The sequence below is a fragment of the Aerococcus sp. L_32 genome, from assembly GCF_050689315.1.
On record NZ_JBOEQF010000152.1, the window covers coordinates 1 to 5,043 of the forward strand.

The 5,043-nt window shown below is 40.2% G+C and carries 5 protein-coding genes; 1 reads left to right on the forward strand and 4 read right to left on the reverse strand.

Annotated elements, in window-relative coordinates; genetic code table 11:
• Nucleotides 1–1,230 (reverse strand): DEAD/DEAH box helicase (locus tag ACRCJ0_RS09235; RefSeq protein WP_431390261.1); only part of this gene is annotated, 1,230 nt, incomplete at its 3' end.
• A 196-nt stretch (nt 1,231–1,426) separates the two neighbouring features.
• Here ACRCJ0_RS09235 and zwf point away from each other — a divergent pair.
• Nucleotides 1,427–2,893 (forward strand): glucose-6-phosphate dehydrogenase, encoded by a 1,467-nt coding sequence (gene zwf, locus ACRCJ0_RS09240; RefSeq protein ID WP_431390262.1) that lies wholly within the window; start codon nt 1,427–1,429, stop codon nt 2,891–2,893.
• A gap of 151 nt (nt 2,894–3,044) precedes the next feature.
• On the opposite strand, the gene ACRCJ0_RS09245 is transcribed toward zwf, so the two are convergent.
• From ACRCJ0_RS09245 to ACRCJ0_RS09255, 3 genes are all read right to left on the reverse strand, one after another.
• On the reverse strand, nt 3,045–3,959 hold the full coding sequence (locus ACRCJ0_RS09245) for a BMP family lipoprotein (RefSeq protein ID WP_431390263.1): 915 nt from the start codon (nt 3,957–3,959) through the stop codon (nt 3,045–3,047).
• The gene (locus ACRCJ0_RS09250; RefSeq protein ID WP_431390264.1) at nt 3,953–4,117 is read right to left on the reverse strand and encodes a hypothetical protein; all 165 of its coding nucleotides are present in this window, start codon (nt 4,115–4,117) and stop codon (nt 3,953–3,955) included. Before ACRCJ0_RS09250 ends, ACRCJ0_RS09245 begins: the two co-directional genes overlap by 7 nt.
• A gap of 259 nt (nt 4,118–4,376) precedes the next feature.
• Nucleotides 4,377–5,043: DHH family phosphoesterase (locus ACRCJ0_RS09255; RefSeq protein WP_431390265.1), on the reverse strand; the 667-nt coding region annotated here is incomplete at its 5' end.

The following is a 5,043-nucleotide window of genomic DNA, read 5'->3' on the forward strand; positions in this document are numbered from 1 at the left end:
ACCAGGTTTGACTTTACGACGTTTGTTTCGTTCGATCATCCCAGCTACAGTATGGTCAACTTCAGGTGCTTTTTGACGGGCAGCACGGGCATCATGGTCTTTACCATCGATTAATTGATGGTCTTTGATATCTTTATTTTCAAAGATGATTCCTTTGTTTTCCAACCATTCAATATCTTTAAATTCATCCGGAATATAGAAGGTAATGGCAGTACCTGGTTTACCTTGACGACCAGTACGGCCTACACGGTGGATGAAGAATTCTAATTCATTTGGTACTTCGTAGTTGATGACATGAGACACGCCATCAATATCGATCCCACGAGCAGCTAAGTCAGTTGCTACCACGTATTGGAAGTCCAAGTTTTGTACTTGTTTCATTACACGGCGACGTTCGCGAGCTGGTAAATCACCATGAATTTGGCCGACATTTAAGCCTTGAGATTTCAAGTATTTGTACAATTCTTGTACAGTTTCCTTGGTGTTAGCGAAGATTAAAGCTAAATAAGGTTGACCAATTGTTAAGGTATCGAATAACAATGCCTTACGTTCGCGCCCTTTAACGGGTACCAAGTAGTTATCAATGGTATCTGAAATTTTGTGACGGGCTTCAATTGTTATCCATTCAGGATTGCTTAGGTATTTTCTCAAGAATGGTTTCAATTTGTCCGGAATAGTTGCTGAGAAAACATACATGTTCAATGATTTTGGCATACGGCCTGCAATTTGGTCGACTTCATTTAAGAAACCTAAATCAAGGGTCATGTCTGCTTCATCAACAACGAAATCTGTTACTTGGTGTACAGAAATCAATTGGTTGTTAATCAAGTCTAATAGACGTCCTGGTGTCGCAACAACGACTTGTGGTACGGCATTTTCTAAACGGTTGGCTTGTTTAACAGTATCTGTCCCACCAAAAGCGCGCTCGATATGTAAATCTTCATCTGAAAATGACAAAATTTGACGGCCAGCTTGATATAACTGCTCCGCAAGTTCACGACTAGGTGCTGTAATAACCAACTGCGTGTGTTTTTCAGCTGTAATCTTATTTAATAGTGGTAATAAGAAGGCGTGAGTTTTCCCTGATCCTGTTTGGCTTTGGGCAATGACATCGCGGCCTGATTGAATCACTGGAATAACTGTTGCTTGAATTGGAGACGGCTCATAGAAATTTAAATCTGCGAGTGCGTCGTTGATAAATGGTTTTAAATTAAATTGTGTAAAAGACATGGTCTCCCACCTTTCTCTGCTTGCCAGCTTAGGCAAGTATGGTTCTTTTTGCTCATCCGTAGTATTGTACCATTATATTTCTTAAATCTAAAATAATAGAATATTAAAAAATACTAAGAATAGTCAGGACTAATTCTTGTGTAAGTGATGAAAGTTCGTATATAATTGGTGATGAACTATGAAAGGATGTAGCATAATGACTAACAAACAAGTTGGTGGGCTTATCGTTATGTTTGGTGCAGCAGGAGATTTAGCGCGCCGTAAACTATACCCATCTTTATTCCGCTTATATCAGCGACAATTATTATCTGAAAACTTTGCTTTGCTAGGAAACTCTAGACGTGAATGGACTGACGATTATTTCCGTGATATCGTCTTAGATTCAATTTCTGACCAAGAAGCAGACGAAGAAACAATCAATAACTTTATCAAACATTTCTTCTACACATCTCATGACGCCACTCAAGCGGATGATTATGAGAATTTGAACAATGAAATGGCAAGATTAAGAAATGAATTTAATACCGGTGAGAAAAATTTATACTACCTATCGACTTCACCAGCCCTATTCCCTGAAATCACCCAAGGATTGAAGGATGCTGAAATTGTGACAGATGGCGGTACACACCGAGTAATCTTAGAAAAACCATTCGGAACTGACCTATCATCAGCCAAAGAATTAAATGATGCCTTAGCGATTTCTTTCGATGAAAAAGATATCTACCGTATTGACCACTACCTTGGTAAAGAAATGGTGCAAAATATCTTAGCGACACGTTTCTTTAACCCTGCAGTCGAAGCTTTATTAAACCAGGAATTCGTTTCAAACATTCAAATCACCCTAGCAGAAGACATGCCAGTTGGTAGCCGTGGTGGTTACTACGACGAATCAGGTGCTATTCGTGACATGCTACAAAACCATATCCTACAAGTGGCGACATTACTTGGTATGGACCTACCCGCTTCACCTGACCAAGACGATGTACATGCCAATAAGTTAGCTTTCTTGAAACAAATCGATTCATTAACAGCAGACCAAACAGCTAAACAAACCGTTCGTGCCCAATACCTTGCAAGTGAAGATGGTGAATTCATCAACTACTTAGAGGAAAATGAGGTCGCGCCTGATTCTGTGACTGAAACTTATTTAGCGGGCTACTTCCAAGTCAATAATGACCGTTGGGGCCAAGTACCCTTCTACTTCAAAACAGGTAAAGCCTTGGATGACAAACGGACAACCGTTGAAATCGTCTTAAAAGATGCCGTTGATAAAACAGACATCGATAAGGGTTGTAATCCAAGTCAAAGTCGCATCACCTTCAACATCCAACCAGAAACCGGTTTAGCTTTTAACCTAAATCAAAAATTACCTGGTGAAGAATTATTGCCAACAATGGTGTCTATTAATTCTAATGTAGACGAATTAAATGCTGCCTATGTACCAGATGCTTATGAAAAATTGATTTATGATGCCTTAATCGGTGACCAAACCAATTTCTCTACATGGGATGAATTGGCTGAACAATGGCGTATCGTTGATTCAATCATTGCCAACTGGAAAAATGCAGGCACTAAAACCCTACCTACTTATATTGGTAAAACACGTGGTCCTAAAGAAGCGGATGAATTATTACGTCAAAACGGCCATGTTTGGGTAAAATAGTTTTATTGAAAATTGCCTTATAGAAGAAACGGCATATTTTACACAATCTAATCCCTAAAAACAAAACCAGGAACTAAGATTAAAATCGCGGTTCCTGGTTTTTCCTGTTCACTGTTTTAACGCACCTGTTTTCAATTGCCTTATAAGCAAACTAACTTTCAGAGTAAGTGAACTCTGGAACTTGAATGTCACCAGCGATAATCGCAGCTTTGGCTTCTTCAATTTGCGCCCATTCTTCATCTAACAATTGTCCTTGAGTTAGCGAAACGCCGCCATTTTCCAAGCCATAAGCTAAACTTTCACCTGCAGGAAAGCTATTGTCTCTAGTTTCTTCAGCTAAGGCAATAATGGCTGCCCCGGTATCTTTAAGGGTCGACGCTAAGGTGAAGTTACCGCCAGTCCACTCGCCCTCGTCAGTTTGATCTCGGTCAACGCCAATCACCCATAATTGCGTTTCTGGATCTGCTTCTAGACGGTTACGGGTCTCAGTGAAAACACCATTACCAGACCCACCAGCAGCTGTATAAATCACGTCAACACCATTGGTATACATAGCGTTAGCAATTTGTTGTCCTTTAGAGGCATCGCTAAAGGATTCCGTATATTGACTTTCCACTTCAATATTTTCGTCAATATAGGCAACACCCGCTTTAAAACCCGTTTCAAAACGGTCAATCACTGGAATTCTAGTCCCACCAATAAATCCAACTTGGTTTGTTTCCGTATTTAAAGCAGCCGCAACGCCCGCTAAGAAGGCAGATTCTTGGTCTTTAAAGGCGATGGATACCGTATTGTCCAGGTCAACTTCCCCATCAATCAAAACGTAATTTTGGTCAGGATTTTGCGATGCCACCTCATTTAAGGGTTCTGCAGTTGTATAACCAAGACCAACGATAATGTCGTATTGGTCTGCAACTGCAACATTTAAATTAGGGATCAATTCAGATTGATCAGGTGACTCATAGTATTGGACCTTGGCTCCAGTTTCCGCTTGCCATGCTTGCAACCCTTCCCAGGCAGATTGGTTGAACGACCGGTCATCAATGCCCCCTTCATTTGTTACCATACCGATTGATAAAGCATCAGTAGCCGTGATTCACTGACTTGTGAACTGGATGATGACGCTGTGTCGGCATTGGCATCCGTACCGGCATTTTGCCCTTGGCAGGCCACCAGTAGTAAGGCAGCACTTGAAATAAGGATTGATTTTAATAATGAAGACATGACTTGATTTCCCTCCCAACGAAAAACCTAAATGTTCGGTTATCCGCGCTATTATATTCTTTACCCTATTACTTTAGCACAGCCACATTTCTAAATCCATATAAATTTATTGTTTTTATTAATTAATGTTCGTTTTAATCCGCGTTTCCACTCCGTATCCTCTCTAAAATAGCCAATTTACTTTGAAAAAACCGAACGAAAAAGACCGCATCTGAATTTAAAATTCAGATGCGGTCTTGAAAGCTATATTCTTTTTTTGTTAGTCATAAAAATGGTCGCGACGGTATTTCATAGCCACTTCACCTAGTTGAGCTAATAATTCATCTTTCTCTTCTGAAGAATAAACGTTAGCGCCTGAGGCTTTCTCGTGACCGCCACCATCATGTTGGGCAGCAATATGGTTGATTACTGGGCCTTTAGAACGAATTCGGCAACGTACTTTACCATCTGGTTGCTCAATAAAGGTTACCCAAGTAATGACCCCTTCAATAGTTCCTGGAATTTGAACGATTTGGTAGGTTTCATTGGCGGTTAAATCGAGTAACTGTAGTAAGTCTTGTGAAATATAAACTGAATTCACAGTCCCTTGTGCTGACAATTTCATGTTTTGTAGAACATAAGCTTGCAAGCGTGCTTGAGAAATAGTTTGCGTATTCGATTCTTGCATCAAGTCAGAAGCTGGGAAGTCGTAGTTCAACAATTCACCGGCAATTTGCATGGTATCGCGGGTCGTATTATCATATAAGAAACGACCAGTATCCCCTACAATTCCTAAGAAGAAGCATTTAGCTGCTTCATCATTCATTTGTAAGTTATTGTCATCACGCAAGATGATAGATGCCCATAATTCTGAGGTCGATGAGATACTTGGTTCAACAATCATAAAGTCCCCGTATGGATCTTCATTTGGATGATGGTCAACTTTA